The organism is Kitasatospora sp. NPDC059973 (assembly GCF_042737525.1).
In the GTDB taxonomy this organism is placed as follows: Bacteria; Actinomycetota; Actinomycetes; order Streptomycetales; family Streptomycetaceae; genus Kitasatospora.
In genome coordinates this window covers 51,439-66,314 of sequence record NZ_JBHWUI010000028.1, presented here as the reverse complement: position 1 = coordinate 66,314, position 14,876 = coordinate 51,439, and the positions used below count along the sequence as shown (strand labels likewise).

The following is a 14,876-nucleotide window of genomic DNA, read 5'->3' as shown; positions in this document are numbered from 1 at the left end:
GTCGCCGGCGCGGTGCGGGCCCGCAGCGCGACCTCCGCACCGGCCGCGCGCTCACGCTGGGCGTCCCGGGCCGCCGCCTGCCGCTGCAGCTGCCGCAACACGGCCGCGGCGCGGACGAACGCGGCGGGACTGGCCGGGTACTTGGGGCGGGCGGCCGCGAGGGCCCGCTGGGCCGCCTCGGCCTCCTTGAGCGCCTGCTCGGCGACCGCCACGGCGCGCTCGCGCAGCAGCCTGGCGATCTCCGTCTCGGCCTTGGCCAGCCGCGACTTCTCGGCCGTCAGCCGCCGCCCGAAGCGGGTGGCCCGCTCCTCGGCGACCTCCGCCGCGTACTCGGCCTCGGCGAGCTGCTCCTCGAAGCGCTCCTCGGCCCGGAGCCGCTGCGCGACGGACACCTCGGCGGCCGCCCGGGCGGCCCGGTCGCGCTGGCGCAGCAGCACGGCGATCCCGAGCGAGGCCAGCACGGCGGCGACGCCCACCGAGCGGACCAGGACGGTGTCCTGACTGAAGAGCAGCGCGGCCACCGCGGCGACGATGAGCACGCCGGCGGCGGTGGGAGGAAGGATCCGGCCGAGGACGGAGGAATGACGGTGGCGTCCGCGAGACATGCCAAGAAACTAGCGTGCGAATTGGGGCCGTGTCAGCCCAGGGTCCGCTTTGGCCCTTGACACTGCGCAAGCTCTACCGCTTGTACCCGGGCCCTCACCCAAGATCACCGAAGCGGGTCCGCTCAGCGGTGCGAGGTCGCCGCCGGCCCGCTCGGGTCGTCGTGGTCCTCCGGCAGCTTGCACACGTGCTGCAGCCAGAGCGCCGCCGCGATCACCGCCACCCCGGCCAGCACCGCGAAGCCGGCGGTGACGGCCTGGTCCTGGCGGGCCTGCACGTCCAGTTCGCCGAGCAGGTAGATGCCCGCGCCCGCGTAGATGCCGGTGACCACCGACGAGACCAGCGCGCTCGCCTGCGCCAGCACCACCGCCCGGGCGGCGCCCAGCGGGTCGACGCCCTTCGCCCCGGGCTGGCGCTCGCGCGCGGCCTTCAGCCGGGAGCGCAGCGAGATCGCCGTGGCGAGCAGGATCACCGCCACCGCGGCCAGCACCACCGGAGCCGCACCCGGCACCGCGGGCAGGGTGTCCAGGGAGGCCCACAGCTTGGCACCGGCCCAGGACAGCGCCGTGGTCGCGGCGGTGATGCCGACCAGCAGACGGAGGCGAAGCAGCTTCACTCGGACGTGGTCCTTCCCGGGGTTGCGGTGTCGGGCGGCCGCCCCCGGGCCCGGCCCTGCTCCCCCCGGCCGACGGCTGGGAGGCGCCCCGGCCCGGCGACGGGGCGGGGCGGACGGTACGACGGCGCCAGGCCACCGTACCGGGCCCGGGCCGGCGGGCACCCGCGCGGATGGCGGACACCTACTCGTACGGCCGGGACCTCGTCCGAGTTCCCGGCCGTACGGGTCGGCGGGGCCTACTCCGGCAGGGTCAGCCCGATGTCCTCGCGCCGCCGGACGCCCTGGGCGTCGGCGCCGCCGAGCGCCTGGAGCAGCGCGGCGACCTGGCCGTGGCCGGGCACCTCGGCCTCCGGCTGGGCGTCCAGCCAGGGGGCGAGCACGAAGGCCCGCTCGTGCGAGCGCGGGTGCGGCAGCAGCAGCTGCGGGTCGTCGCTGGTGACGCCCTCGTAGGCCAGGATGTCGACGTCCAGCGTCCGCGGGCCCCAGCGCACGGTGCGGACCCGGCCGAAGGCGTCCTCGATCGCGTTGCCGCGCTCCAGCAGGTCGCGCGGGGGCAGGGTGGTGCGCAGCACCACCACCGCGTTGTAGTAGTTGGGCTGCTCGTCGGGGCCGCCGAGGGCCTCCGTCTCGTACACGCCGGAGACGGCCTTGATCTTGAGCCCGGGGGTGTCGGCGAGGGCGTCCACGGCGCCCTGGAGGGTGTCCAGGCGGTTGCCCAGGTTGGAGCCGAGGGCGATCACGGCGCAGCGCTGGCTGTGCAGCGTGGCGTCGGCCGAGTCCACCCGGTTCTCCAGGTCGAACGTGCTCGGCGAGGCGGTCGGGTCGCTGGTGCTCATCGGGCTTCCCCTACAACTGGAACGGGCTCTGCGGCAGGCACTGGGTACGCGGTGCGGGTCATGCGCGGCCCCGGTGGATGGTCACGGTCACGTCGTCGAACGGCACGGTGATCGGGGCGTCGGGCTTGTGCACGGTGACCTCGACCTCCTCGACCGCCTCGTGCGCCAGGCACTGGTCCGCGATGCGCTGCGCCAGGGTCTCGATCAGGTCGACCGGCTCGCCGGCGATGATCGCGGTGACCTCCTCGGCCACGACGCCGTAGTGCGCCGTGCGGGTGAGGTCGTCGCCGGACGCGGCGGGGCGGGTGTCCAGGTGGAGCACGAGGTCCACCACGAAGGTCTGGCCCTCGACGCGCTCGCGCTCGAAGACACCGTGGTGACCCCGGGCACGCAGGCCCCGCAGGGTGACGCGGTCCAGCAAACGAATCACTGCTCCCACTCGGACGGGCCCTGCCCCGGAAAGCGGGGGGAAGGCAGGGCGGAGGCGGACACGACGGCCGCCACTGCGTTTCGAATCTACCCGCGAGCGCCGACAACGCCTGACCGTCCTACCCGGCACGAACCGACGCCACGCACGCCGGATCGGCGATTGACGTGAACGTTCGGCGGCCGTCCGGGAATTCCCGGGCCGCCTCCGGCGGGCATTTCCCCGGCGGCCCCCGGGTCAGTCCTCGTCCTCGTCGTCCCCGCTGGTCAGAACGGGTGAACCGTGGTGGGACCAGAGCTTCCAGCCCGCCGGGGTGCGGCGGAAGAGATTGGTCGAGACGACCTTTCCGCCGACCAGCGGGCCGAGTTCGCCCTCCTCCTCCGCCTCGCCGCCGGAAAGGATGTTCTCGGTGCACGTGACAAGGGCCACATCCCCCTGAACCTCGACCTCGACGTCGGTCAGGATGAACTGGATGTACTCCGTGTTCGCCATGATCAACATGTAGGAGCGGGTCACCTGGGCCCGCCCGCGCAGCACCGGCCAGCCGGGGTGCACGCAGACCACGCCGCCCTTGTCGTCGGCCTCGTCGGCCCCCAGCCAGGCCTCCTCGACGGCCTCCAGATCGCCGTTCTCCAACGCCTCGTACAGCGCCCGGTTGGCCTCCAGTACGGCCTCCCGGTCCGCTTCCCGGGCGCGCTGACCCGCGGTCTCGCCGCTCACCCTGCCGTCACCTGCCACAGACCCTCCCGTTTCACCTGCCGCTCCGGCCCGCCGACGGGCCGGAGGGGTCCTGCCGGGCCGCCCGCTGCCAGGCGGCGACCACCCGGACGGCGTCCGCCGTGCCGGCCACGTCGTGCACCCGCACCGCCCAGGCCCCGGCCCCGGCCGCCAGCACCGACACCGCGGCGGTCGCGTCGTCGCGCTCCCTGGCCGGGCGCGGTTCCCCGGTTTCCGGGTCGGCGAGCAGCGTACCCAGGAACCGCTTGCGCGATGCGGCGACGAGGACGGGACGGCCGAGCGCGGTGAGCGCCGGGAGCCCGCCGAGCAGGGCCCAGTTGTGCTCGGCGGTCTTGGCGAAGCCCAGGCCCGGGTCCAGGATCAGCTGCTCCTCCTTGACGCCGGCCGCCAGCAGCGCGTCCATCCGGGCGGTGAGCTCGCCGACCACGTCCGCGACCACGTCGCCGTAGACGGCCAGGCTGTCCATGTCGGCGGACTGCCCGCGCCAGTGCATCACCACGAAGGGCACGCCGGTCTCGGCCACCACCCGGGCCATCGCGGGGTCGGCCAGGCCGCCGGAGACGTCGTTGATGATCCGGGCACCGGCCGCGACGGCCCGCTCCGCGACGGAGGCGCGCATGGTGTCGACCGAGACGACCACCCCGGAGTCGGCCAGCTCGCGCACCACCGGCAGCACCCGGCCCAGCTCCTCCTCCTCGGGCACCCGCTGCGAGCCGGGGCGGGTGGACTCGCCGCCGACGTCCACCAGGTCCGCGCCGCGGGCCCGGAGCGCCAGGCCGTGGGCGATGGCCCGGGCGGGGTCGTGCCACATCCCGCCGTCCGAGAAGGAGTCGGGGGTCACGTTGACCACGCCCATCACGGAGCAGCGGTCGAGCCGCGGCAGTCCGGCCGGCAGCGAGAAGGACAGCGAAGTGCTCATAACCCCATTATCAGTTCAAGTCCCCGCTCCCCCGGAGACGACCGGACCCCCGCCGGGTCTCCGACGGGGGTCCGGGGGCGGGGGACGGCCTACGCGGCCTCGGTGACCTCAGGGCGGCCCGGGGCCGGCAGCGGGCCCTGGCGCTGCGGCTTGCGGCCGAAGCGCGGCATGCCGAGGGTGATGAAGGCCTCCGCCTGCATCGCGGCGAACCCGATCCGGGGCAGGTCCCGGGTGTTCGGGAAGACCAGGAACCGCGGCTCCCACTCGGGCTGGAACTTGGCGTTGAACTTGTACAGCGACTCGATCTGGAACCAGCGCGACAGGAACACCAGCAGCCCGCGCCAGGCCCGCAGCACCGGGCCGGCGCCGATCCGCTCACCGCGCGCCAGGGCCGAGCGGAACATCGCGAAGTTGAGTGAGACCCGGCGCACGCCCATCGCCGGCACCGCCTGCAGCGCGGCGACGATCAGCAGCTCGTTCAGACCGGGGTCGGCGGCGCGGTCGCGGCGCATCAGCTCCAGCGAGATGCCGTCCGGCCCCCAGGGCACGAAGTGCAGCACGGCCTTCAGGTCGTCGCCGTCCTCGCCCTCCTCCGGCGCCTTGTGCGCGGTGACCACCACGCAGGCGTCGTCGCCCGGGTCGCCGAAGCGGCCGAGGGCCATCGAGAAGCCGCGCTCGGTGTCGGTGCCGCGCCAGCGGGAGGCGGCGTCGGCGATCCGGTACTTCTCGTCCGGCGTGAGGTCGGCGACCCGCCGCACCTGGCAGGAGTAGCCGTTGCGCTCGATCCGCTTGACCATCTGGCGCACGTTGCGCATCGCCCGGCCGGCGAGCGAGAACGTCCCGGTGTCGACGATCGCCTCGTCACCCAGCTCCAGCGCGTCCAGCCCCGCCTCGCGGGTCCAGACCTCGCCGCCCACCTCGCTGCAGCCCATCACGGCCGGCACCCAGGCGTGCTCGCGGGCCTCGGTCATGAACACCTTGATCGCGCCCGGCCAGGCCTCGACGTCGCCGACCGGGTCACCGGAGGCGAGCATCACGCCGGAGACCACCCGGTAGGAGATCGCCGCCTTGCCGGAGGGCGAGAACAGCACGCTCTTGTCCCGGCGCAGCGCGAAGTAGCCGAGCGAGTCGCGCTCGCCGTGCCGGTCGAGCAGCGCGCGGACCTTCTCCTCGTCCTCGGCGGTCAGCTCCGGCTTGGGCTTCTCCGGCCGCAGCGCCAGGTAGGCGGTGGTGAAGGCGGTGATCAGGCCCAGCCCGCCGAGCAGGTAGGCGACCTGGTCGGAGACCCGGTCCGAGCTGTAGTCGACCGGCCCTTCGAAGCCGAACAGTCCGTATCCGACGTGCTCAAGCCGGTGGAACAGGCTCGGGTCGCCGATCTCGTACCCGGTCCGGGTGGAGACCACCAGCAGGCCGAGCGCGACGCTGATCGCCCCCATCACGACCAGGTTGACCACCGCCCGCCAGCGGGTCCGGGGGTCGGCCTTGGCGTAGAACTCGCGCCGGTGCACCAGCATCACCGCGAACAGCACCAGCGAGACGACCGCCGGGCCGATCTGATGCCAGCGCAGGATGTGCAGCGCCGCGCCGACCGGCAGCAGCACGCAGACGGCCCGCCAGGCCCGCCGCTTGCGGCGGCGCAGGGCGTGGGCGAGCAGCACCAGCAGCAGGCCGACCATCAGCGTGCCGGCCGCGGCCAGGGTCGTGGTGCCGCCGGGCAGCTGCCCCGCGAAGTCGTGCACCTTGGTGTGCCGGAGCTTGGGGAACACCGCGCTGGCGGTGTCCACCAGACCGATCAGCAGACAGGCGTAGCCGACCGCGCCGGGGAGCCAGGCCCGGGGGACGGCGGCCGCTTGGGTACGAAGCGTCTGCAGGCCGCGGCGGCGGGGCGGCTGCTCGGGGCTCGGCTCAACGGACACGGGAACGCTCATGGAAGCTCAGCGTAGAGGCTGCGGACTGCAGTCCTGTCACTCCGGGGGAGGAGTTGTGAGGGACCTTCATGCCATTTCCTTCATCGGGCAATGCGCACACCAAACATCCGGCAACGGAGGGTAAACCGGTGTTCGGCGGACGCTGTGGTTGAGCCGAGGGGTGGGCGCCGGAGCCTTCCCGCCGCGTGGCGCGACGGACCCCCGCATACCCGGTACGTACGGTGGACGCCGCGTTCCGGGGGACCGGTTGCGTCGGATCGCCCCGGACTCCGCCTGCCCCGACGTCCGGACAGCCTAGCCGCGATGGCCGTGGCTGACGCACCGCCAGACGATGAAGCCTGCACCGAGAGTTTCCCACCGGAAGGCCGACGGCATGGAACTGACCAGCGACGCGCTGGTGAACTCGCTGCTCGCGCTCGGCGCGGCGGCCCTGCTCACCACCCTCTGGCTCTGGCCCCGGCTGGCCCGGCAGCGCCCGCTCCCGGTGCTCGGGCGGATCGGTCTGCTGACCGTCACTCAGGTCTCGGTGCTCGCGGTGCTGGCGCTGTCGGTCAACAACTCGTTCGGCTTCTACACCTCGTGGGACGACCTGCTCAGCCCCGGCGGCGCCAAGCTCGCGCTCACCAGCAGCGCCCGCCACCACAGCGGCACCCCGGTCTCCGACGCGCTGGTCCAGCCGACCGAGGAGGGCGGCCTGGAGACCGTGACCGATCTGCCCAAGGGCCCCCCGGAGGAGGTCGGCAAGGTCGAATCGGTCCGGGTGGCGGGCAAGGAGACCGGCCTCTCCGACCAGATGTTCGTCTACCTACCGCCCGAGTACTTCGACCCGAACCTCGCCATGGTGCGCTTCCCGGTGCTGCTGACCATCGCCGGCTTCCCCGGCACCACCATGCACCTGCTCAAGGACCTGCCCGTCCCGCAGACCGCCTGGGAGCTGCGCAAGGGCGGCAAGATGGCCCCCACCATCATCGTGATGGCCCGGCCGAGCGTCGCCCCGCCGCGCAACACCGAGTGCGTCGACGTCCCCGGCGGCCCGCGCGCCGAGTCCTGGTTCGCCAAGGACGTGCCCGAGGCGCTGCGCTCGGCGTACCGGGTCAGCCGCTCGCCCTCGTCCTGGGGCGTACTCGGCTTCTCGACCGGCGGCAGCTGCGCGATGCGGCTCGCGATGCGCTACCCGGACGTCTACGGCAACGGCGTGGGGATGCACGGCGACTTCAAGGTCGCCGAGGACCAGTTCACCGGCGGCAACCTCTTCGGCGGCGACAAGGCGCTGGCCGACCAGAGCGACCTCGGCTGGCGGCTGCAGAACCTCCCCGCGCCGAACCTCTCGCTGCTGGTGATCAGCACCCGCAAGGAGACCGACTACCCGGAGACGGTGAAGTTCGTCGAGCTCGCCCAGCAGGTCGCGGCCGCCAATCCGCAGTTCAAGGTCGAGTCGCTCTACCTGGACGACGGCGGCCACAACTTCGACAGCTGGATCCGCGAGCTCCCGGCCGCACTGGAGTGGATGAGCGCCCGGCTCACCTGGACCTGACCACCGGCGGCGACGGCCGCCGGACGAGTGGTTACCGGCCGGTCGGGCCGGTTCGCCGCCACCACGGGGAACGTATCGCGACCGCCCGGCCGAACGGCCCGGGTGGACACCTGATCCGTGCAGGAGGCCCCATGCTCAGCACCCGATCGCTCTTCACCGAGATCTACCGCAACGACGAGGCCTATCAGCTCTTCTGCAGCATCGCGGCCGGCGGCGAGGACCAGGGCGGCTGGGAGAACGAGCGGATCACCGCCCTCACCCGCGACCCGGTCCTCGCCCCCAAGATCGCCCGGCACGGCGCCGACGAGCGCAAGCACGGCCGGATCTTCACCCAGCTGCTGCACAAGCGCGGCCTGCCCAGGATCGACGTCCCCGCCGAGGCCGACTACTGCATGCTGCTGGAGCGCCAGGGCGTCGGCCTCTCGCACGAGCGGCTGAACAGCGAGGTGCCGCTGGCCGAGCGGGAGATCATCACCTACCTGGCGCACAGCCGGGTGACCGAGCAGCGCGCGGCCGAGCAGATGCGCCAGCTGGTCAAGGTGTACGGCGACGACCCGGACCTCGGCCGGGCGATGCGGATGATCTCCGCCGACGAGGACACCCACCTCGCCTACTGCCACGAGGAACTGCTGCGGCTGGTCGCCGAGGGCCACGGCCCGTACGTCCGGCACACCCTGGAGACCAGCGCGCGCGGCGAGATCCGCACCCACCGGGACGTCGGGCTCGCCGTGACGGCCCGGATGGCGCGGATCCTCGGGTGGCCGCGCTGGCAGCGCGCCGTGGTGACGGCGGGCGTCCACGTGCTCTACCTGTACGACCGGGCGTTCGGCTGGCGGCGGATGGTGACCCTGCGGATGCCCCGGCGCCGCAACGCCCTGGGCACCCCGGCCCCGCCGCACGCGGCGCACCAGCTGCTCTGAGCCGGCGGGGCCGCGGGTGCCGACGGGGCCGTGGGGCTGCGGGGCCCAGGGCCGCCGGGCCGCTAGCGACCGATGATCAGGCTCATCGCCTCGGCCCGGGTGGCCGGGTCGCGCAGCTGGCCCCGCACGCAGGAGGTGATGGTCTTGGCGCCGGGCTTGCGGATGCCGCGCATCGACATGCACATGTGCTCGCACTCGATCACGACGATCGCGCCGCGCGGTTCGAGGATCCGCATCAGCGCGTCCGCGACCTGGCTGGTGAGCCGCTCCTGCACCTGCGGGCGGCGGGCGTAGACGTCGACCAGCCGGGCCAGCTTGGACAGGCCGGTGATCTTGCCGTTGACCGACGGGATGTAGCCGACGTGCGCGACGCCCCGGAACGGCACCAGGTGGTGCTCGCAGACCGAGGTCAGCTCGATGTCCTTGACCAGCACCATCTCGTCGTGGCCGAGGTCGAAGGTGGTGGTGAGGACGTCCTCCGGCTCCTGCCAGAGGCCCGCGAATATCTCCTTGTACGCCCTGGCGACCCGGGCCGGGGTCTCCAGCAGACCCTCGCGGTCCGGGTCCTCGCCCACCGCGAGGAGCAGCTCGCGGATGGCGTTCTCGGCCCGCTTCTGGTCGAAGGTCCCGACGGCGGACGGACCGTCGAGCGTCACCGGGTCGATCATGCGGGCCTCGCTAACTAGGGGGACGACTTGGCTGAACAGCACGGATGCCGCGCCTCCAGAGTACAAACCCTGGTGGCGCGGCATCCATTCCGTCCCTGTGCCGGCGCGATCAGCCCTCGGCTGGCGGCTCCACCGGCAGCGGCGGGAGCTTCACCACGTCGACCGGAGCGGCCTCGACGGCGGCGGCGCCGTTGGTCAGCGCCAGCTCCTTCGGGGACTGCACCGGCGGCCGGGTGGACGGCGTACGACGGGACGAGCCCGTCCAGGCCGGCCGGGCCGGGCGCTTGACGATCGGGGCGAAGATCTCGGCGATCTGCTCCTTGTTCAGGGTCTCCTTCTCCAGGAGCTCCAGAACCAGGTTGTCGAGCACGTCGCGGTTCTCGACCAGGATCTCCCAGGCCTCGTTGTGCGCGTTCTCGATGAGCTTCTTCACCTCTTCGTCCACCAGCCCGGCGACCTCTTCCGAGTAGTCGCGCTGGTGGCCCATCTCGCGGCCCAGGAACGGCTCCGAGTTGTCCGAACCGAACTTGATCGCGCCGAGCCGCTCGGTCATCCCGTACTGGGTGACCATGGCCCGCGCGGTCGCGGTGGCCTTCTCGATGTCGTTCGAGGCGCCGGTGGTCGGGTCGTGGAAGACCAGCTCCTCCGCCGCGCGCCCGCCCAGCATGTACGCCAGCTGGTCGAGCATCTCGTTGCGGGTGGTGGAGTACTTGTCCTCGTCCGGCAGCACCATGGTGTAGCCGAGCGCCCGGCCGCGGGACAGGATGGTGATCTTGTGCACCGGGTCCGCGTTGGGGGAAGCCGCCGCGACCAGGGCGTGACCGCCCTCGTGGTACGCGGTGATCTTCTTCTCCTTCTCGGACATGATCCGGGTCCGCTTCTGCGGTCCGGCCACGACGCGGTCGATCGCCTCGTCCAGCGTGAAGTTGTCGACCAGCTTCTTGTCCGAGCGGGCGGTCAGCAGCGCCGCCTCGTTCAGGACGTTGGCCAGGTCGGCACCGGTGAAGCCGGGGGTGCGCTTGGCGACGGCCTTGAGGTCGACGTCCGGCGCGACCGGCTTGCCCTTCTGGTGCACCTTGAGGATGTCCAGACGGCCCTGGAGGTCGGGGCGCTCGACCGCGATCTGCCGGTCGAAGCGGCCCGGGCGCAGCAGCGCCGGGTCCAGGATGTCGGGGCGGTTGGTGGCCGCGATGAGGATCACGCCGCCCTTGACGTCGAAGCCGTCCATCTCGACCAGCAGCTGGTTGAGGGTCTGCTCGCGCTCGTCGTGACCGCCGCCGAGACCCGCACCGCGGTGCCGGCCGACGGCGTCGATCTCGTCGACGAAGACGATCGCCGGAGCGTTCGCCTTGGCCTGCTCGAAGAGGTCGCGGACGCGGCTGGCGCCGACACCCACGAACATCTCCACGAAGTCCGAGCCGGAGATCGAGTAGAACGGGACCCCGGCCTCGCCCGCGACGGCACGCGCCAGCAGGGTCTTGCCGGTTCCGGGCGGGCCGTAGAGCAGCACGCCCTTCGGGATCTTGGCGCCGACCGCCTGGAACTTGGCCGGCTCCTGCAGGAACTCCTTGATCTCGTGGAGCTCCTCCACCGCCTCGTCCGCACCGGCGACGTCCGAGAACGTCGTCTTCGGCGTGTCCTTGGTGAGCAGCTTGGCCTTCGACTTGCCGAACTGCATGACGCGGGACCCGCCGCCCTGCATCTGGTTCATCAGGAACAGGAAGACCAGAACGATGATCACGATGGGCAGCATCGACAGCAGGAGGCTGACGAAGGTGCTCTGCTTCTCCGGGCTGACGGTGTAGCCCTCGGAGAGCGAGTTCTGGTCGTTGTCGTTGATCTGGGCCTGGAGCTTGTCGGCGAGCGCGACACCCTGGTCGCCGATGTACGAGGCCTGGAACTTGCTGCCGGACGGGGTCTTGCCCGTGCCGGCGTTGGACAGCGTGGCGCCGTCCTTCAGTTGGATCTTGATCGTGTTCGAGTCACCAGTGGTGATCTGCGCCGACTTGACCTGCTTGGCGTCGATCGCTGCGACGACCTGCCCGGTGTCCACCGTCTTGTAGCCGTTCGAGTCAGAAACGACCTGCATCAGCACGATGACGGCGAGGACGGCCAGCACGATCCACATGATCGGCGCACGGAAGTATCGCTTGACGTCCATCCATGCGGGGCGTTGCCGCCCCGTCCCTCCTGCCACTCGACGGCGCCGCGGGGCCTGGGCCGCCGGCGCATCCGGTTCTGCTCATGTGAAGAGCGGTTTTATTGGACCGTACCGCAGTCCGACCCGCCGGTGGCGGGAGCACAGCGACACGACCTACTTCTATTTCCCCCGATGCAACGGGCGGGAACGGTCCACTGTTCCCGTCCGTAGCCCGAACGGGCCCCGAAACCCTCAGCCGCCGTAGACGTGCGGGGCGAGGGTGCCGATGAAGGGGAGGTTGCGCAGCTTCTCCGCGTAGTCGAGCCCGTAGCCGACCACGAACTCGTTGGGAATGTCGAACCCGACGTACTTGACGTCGATCTCGACCTTGGCCGCGTCGGGCTTGCGCAGCAGCGTGCAGACCTCCAGCGAGGCCGGGCCGCGCGAGCCCAGGTTGCCCAGCAGCCAGGACAGCGTCAGCCCGGAGTCGATGATGTCCTCGACGATCAGGACGTCACGGCCGGCGATGTCGGTGTCGAGGTCCTTGAGGATCCGCACCACACCGGAGGACTTGGTGCCCATCCCGTACGAGGAGACGGCCATCCAGTCCATGGTCACCTGCGAGTGCAGGGCCCGGGCGAGGTCGGCCATCACCATCACGGCACCCTTGAGGACGCCGACGATCAGCAGGTCCTTGCCTGCGTAGTCCCGGTCGATGCGCTCGGCCAGCTCCAGGAGCTTGGCGTCGATCTCGTCCTTGCTGATGAGCACCTTCGCGAGGTCAGCGCCCATGTCGTTCTGGTCCACCGGGGATACGTCCTCAAACGTTCGGGGTCTGGATGGCCGGCGGCCCGGCGCCCCGGGAGCATGCCTGCCCGTCAGTCGCCCTGCCGCCGAAAGACCAGCGTGCCACACCTACGGGTGGCTTCGACGCCCCCGGGTAGGTGCAACGGCCCCTGGCCGCGCCAACCGGTGACCAGCAGATCGATCGTTTCGAGGTGGCGCGCGAAGAGGTCCCCGGCCGGGCAGCCCGCCCGCAGCGCGGCCCTGCGCAGTACCCGGCGGCGCACCGCGGGCGGCAGCTCGGCCAGCTTCCCGACGTCCAGGGTGCCCTCGCCGGTACGGAGATCGCGCTCGGCGAGCGCGGCCCACTGGTCCAGCGCGTCGGCGTCGTCGCGGAACAGCCGGGCGGTCCGGGCCAGCGCCTCGACCACGCCGCCGCCCAGGTGCTTCTCCAGCACCGGCAGGACCTCGTGCCGCACCCGGGAGCGGGTGTAGGCGGGGTCACAGTTGTGCGGGTCGTCCCAGACCGGGATCGCCTGGGCGGAACAGGCCTGGCGGGTGGCGGCCCGGTCGAGCTCCAGCAGCGGGCGGCGGTAGCGGCCCTTCTGGGCCGGCATGCCGGCCAGCGAGCGGGCACCGGAGCCGCGGGCGAGGCCCAGCAGGACCGTCTCCGCCTGGTCGTCGCGGGTGTGGCCGAGCAGGACGGCCACGGCGCCGTGGCGCTCGGCGGCGGCGTCCAGGGCGGCGTAGCGGGCGTCCCGGGCGGCGGCCTCGGGGCCGCCGGCGCGGCCGACCCGGACCGGCACGGCCTCCACCGGGTCGAGCCCGAGCGAGCGGAGCCGCTCGGCGACCTGGGCGGCGCGGTCGGCGGAGCCGTTCTGGAGACCGTGGTCGACGGTGACGGCGCCGACCCGCAGGCCCAGCTTGGGGGCCTCGAAGGCGGCCGCGATGGCCAGCGCCATCGAGTCGGCGCCGCCGCTGACGGCGACCAGGACCAGCGGCGAGCCGGGCGCGGCCGGGGTGCGCGGCAGACCGGACGGGTGGCGGTGGGCGTTGCCGATCAGGGTGGTCCCGACGGCGGCGCCGACCAGAGGCGCACCGCTGGGGCGCTCGCGGGGCTCGCGGGGTGCGGCGAAGGTGGTGCCGGCCTCGGCGGCGAGGTCGGTGAGCGTGCGGCGTACGGCCAGGCGTATCGCGGCGACAGCGGGGTGTGGGCCCACGGCGGACGACTCCTTGACGGAGGGGACGGGACGGCGGTGGGCGCGGCGGGGGCCGCGCATCTGTGAGCGCCGTGTTACCGGGCGCTCACAGATGGTGGCAGAAAGGAGGCACCCGCTACGCCACCCGCGCCACCGGTACGACCACCGTCCCACGTACGGGTGAATGGAGAAACGTATCTTCACCCGCCATCTGCACGATTGGACCACTCGTACGAACGGCTTTGACCGCTGCCGACCGCCCCCGGCCCCGCCCGAAGTGCGTGCACGGAGAGCGACCGCGCGAGTCCCCGGCCACCCCGGGCCGAAGGGACGCTCCGGCGGGCGAGTCACCTCGCGACGCGGGCCACCCAGGCGGCGGGGTCGTGGATCTCGTCCTTGGTGGGAAGGGTGTTCGGGGACGTCCAGACCCGGTTGAAGCCGTCCATCCCGACCTGCTCCACCACGCCCCGCACGAAGACCGCGCCGTCCTGGTACTGGCGGAGCTTGGCGTCCATGCCGAGCAGTCGGCGCAGCACCAGGTCGAGCCGGTTGGCACCGCGGTCCCGGCGCTGCTGGAACTTCTCCCGGATCTCGGCCACGCTCGGCACCACGGCCGGGCCCACGCCGTCCATCACCACGTCCGCATGGCCCTCCAGCAGCGACATCACGGCCGTCAGACGGCCGAGGATCTCGCGCTGGGACGGCGACTGGACGATCTCCAGCAGTCCGGTCGACCCGGACGCCTCGCCCCGCCCGCCGAGGCCGGGCAGGCCGCCGAGCGTGCCCGCCGCGTCCCGCAGCCGGTCCAGCAGCGCCCCCGGGTCGACGTCCGTCTCGGCCAGGAAGGACTGCACCTCGGACTGGATGTGGTCGCGCAGCCACGGCACCGCGGTGAACTGGGTGCGGTGGGTCTCCTCGTGCAGGCAGACCCAGAGGCGGAAGTCGGCCGGGTTCACGTCCAGCTCCCGCTCGACGTGCACGATGTTCGGCGCCACCAGCAGCAGCCGGCCCGGGCCGGGGCCCTCGGGGCCCAGCCGGGGCTTGTCGAAGAGCGCGGCCGGGCTGTCCGGCGCCTCCAGCGAGGGCTCGGCCGGGGCGAAGGTCTCGTACTGGCCGAGCACCTTGGTCGCCAGGAACGCCAGCAGGGCGCCGACCTCGATGCCGGTGGCCTTCTCCCCCACCGCGCCGAGGACCCCGGCCGCGGCGCTGCCGCTCCGGCGGGCCTGGAGCTTCTCCACCAGGGGCTGGACCACCGTCCGGAAGCCCGCGACGTTGGCCCGCACCCAACCGGGGCGGTCCACGATCAGCACCGGGGTCGCGGTGGCCGCACCGAGGCTGCTGGAGCGCATGCCCGTGAACGCCCGGACGTGCTCCTCCGCCTCCAGGGCGTGCCTGCGCAGTTCGGCGACCACGGCCGCCGCCTCCGCGCGACTCACCTCCGGCCCCGGCCGTACCAGCCTGGTCGCGGTTGCGACCGCGAGATTCCAGTCGACCATGTCAGCACCGCCGCTCGCGCTCGTCATGCCCTCACCGTACGTGCTCCGGCCCATCGGGGGGAGCCACGG

General features: G+C 72.5%; 13 protein-coding genes and 1 pseudogene. 2 read left to right on the top strand and 12 right to left on the bottom strand.

Translation table 11 applies throughout. The annotated features are described in order from the left end of the window. From ACFWA9_RS10920 to ACFWA9_RS10890, 7 genes and pseudogenes are all read right to left on the bottom strand, one after another. A pseudogene (locus tag ACFWA9_RS10920) lies at positions 1–605 on the bottom strand (hypothetical protein); the annotation flags it as partial. Between the two features lie 122 nt (positions 606–727). Beyond that, positions 728–1,219, bottom strand: coding sequence for a DUF3180 domain-containing protein (locus ACFWA9_RS10915; protein ID WP_329489130.1), 492 nt, complete (start codon positions 1,217–1,219; stop codon positions 728–730). A gap of 236 nt (positions 1,220–1,455) precedes the next feature. Then, positions 1,456–2,055: a 2-amino-4-hydroxy-6-hydroxymethyldihydropteridine diphosphokinase gene (folK, locus tag ACFWA9_RS10910; protein ID WP_329489129.1), complete on the bottom strand. Its 600-nt coding sequence runs from the start codon at positions 2,053–2,055 to the stop codon at positions 1,456–1,458. Between the two features lie 58 nt (positions 2,056–2,113). After that, on the bottom strand, positions 2,114–2,473 hold the full coding sequence (folB, locus tag ACFWA9_RS10905) for a dihydroneopterin aldolase (protein ID WP_329492204.1): 360 nt from the start codon (positions 2,471–2,473) through the stop codon (positions 2,114–2,116). A 246-nt stretch (positions 2,474–2,719) separates the two neighbouring features. After that, positions 2,720–3,202 carry a nuclear transport factor 2 family protein gene (locus ACFWA9_RS10900; protein WP_380385521.1) on the bottom strand — a complete coding sequence of 161 codons (483 nt, stop codon included), beginning with the start codon at positions 3,200–3,202 and terminating at the stop codon, positions 2,720–2,722. A gap of 31 nt (positions 3,203–3,233) precedes the next feature. Beyond that, the gene (folP, locus tag ACFWA9_RS10895) at positions 3,234–4,139 is read right to left on the bottom strand and encodes a dihydropteroate synthase (protein WP_380385518.1); all 906 of its coding nucleotides are present in this window, start codon (positions 4,137–4,139) and stop codon (positions 3,234–3,236) included. Between the two features lie 89 nt (positions 4,140–4,228). Continuing rightward, a complete protein-coding gene (locus tag ACFWA9_RS10890) occupies positions 4,229–6,067 on the bottom strand; it encodes a phosphatidylglycerol lysyltransferase domain-containing protein (protein WP_329489126.1) in 1,839 nt (612 codons plus the stop codon). Positions 6,068–6,440: 373 nt separating this feature from the next. Between ACFWA9_RS10890 and ACFWA9_RS10885 the strand changes: the two genes are divergently transcribed. Together ACFWA9_RS10885 and ACFWA9_RS10880 are read left to right on the top strand one after the other, a co-directional pair. Then, positions 6,441–7,601, top strand: coding sequence for an alpha/beta hydrolase (locus tag ACFWA9_RS10885; RefSeq protein ID WP_380385515.1), 1,161 nt, complete (start codon positions 6,441–6,443; stop codon positions 7,599–7,601). Positions 7,602–7,732: 131 nt separating this feature from the next. Further along, positions 7,733–8,521 (top strand): ferritin-like domain-containing protein, encoded by a 789-nt coding sequence (locus ACFWA9_RS10880; protein ID WP_380385513.1) that lies wholly within the window; start codon positions 7,733–7,735, stop codon positions 8,519–8,521. 62 nt (positions 8,522–8,583) lie between these two features. Here ACFWA9_RS10880 and folE read toward each other — a convergent pair whose 3' ends face one another. From folE to ACFWA9_RS10855, 5 genes are all read right to left on the bottom strand, one after another. Beyond that, a complete protein-coding gene (gene folE, locus ACFWA9_RS10875) occupies positions 8,584–9,189 on the bottom strand; it encodes a GTP cyclohydrolase I FolE (RefSeq protein ID WP_329489123.1) in 606 nt (201 codons plus the stop codon). A gap of 109 nt (positions 9,190–9,298) precedes the next feature. Beyond that, positions 9,299–11,350 (bottom strand): ATP-dependent zinc metalloprotease FtsH, encoded by a 2,052-nt coding sequence (ftsH, locus tag ACFWA9_RS10870; protein WP_329489122.1) that lies wholly within the window; start codon positions 11,348–11,350, stop codon positions 9,299–9,301. A 231-nt stretch (positions 11,351–11,581) separates the two neighbouring features. After that, positions 11,582–12,136 carry a hypoxanthine phosphoribosyltransferase gene (gene hpt, locus ACFWA9_RS10865; protein ID WP_030059589.1) on the bottom strand — a complete coding sequence of 185 codons (555 nt, stop codon included), beginning with the start codon at positions 12,134–12,136 and terminating at the stop codon, positions 11,582–11,584. 71 nt (positions 12,137–12,207) lie between these two features. Further along, positions 12,208–13,332, bottom strand: coding sequence for a tRNA lysidine(34) synthetase TilS (gene tilS / locus ACFWA9_RS10860; RefSeq protein WP_329489121.1), 1,125 nt, complete (start codon positions 13,330–13,332; stop codon positions 12,208–12,210). A gap of 326 nt (positions 13,333–13,658) precedes the next feature. Continuing rightward, entirely contained in the window at positions 13,659–14,834 is a 1,176-nt protein-coding gene (locus tag ACFWA9_RS10855; RefSeq protein ID WP_352293634.1) for a zinc-dependent metalloprotease, read from the bottom strand. Positions 14,835–14,876: the final 42 nt, after the last annotated feature.